Annotated in this window: 1 pseudogene; it reads right to left on the bottom strand. The window is 77.8% G+C overall.

Annotated elements, in window-relative coordinates:
* Positions 1-261 (bottom strand): annotated as a pseudogene (locus tag KVT14_RS20555) (iron ABC transporter permease); the annotation flags it as partial.

Below are 261 nucleotides of genomic sequence, written 5' to 3'. Positions count from 1 at the left end.
GGAAGATCACCACCGGCAGCGTCGGCAGGTCGGGCCGGGCGAGGAACGACGACGCGCCGAACTCCCCCAGCGACACCGCGAACGCGGACCCGACGGCCAGCCCGATCGACCGGGCGGCGAGCGCGCCGTCGACCCCCAGCAGGACGCGGCCCGTCCCCGCGCCGAGCGTGCCCGCGGCCTCGCGCAGCCGCGGGTCGATCTCCCGGAGCACCGGCAGCACGGTCCGCACCACGAGCGGGACGGCCACCACGGCCTGCACGA

This window comes from Cellulomonas sp. GbtcB1, from assembly GCF_019091725.1.
GTDB lineage: Bacteria > Actinomycetota > Actinomycetes > Actinomycetales > Cellulomonadaceae > Cellulomonas.
The sequence above is the reverse complement of the archived record's forward strand: the minus strand, read 5'-3'. Positions and strand labels throughout refer to the sequence as shown.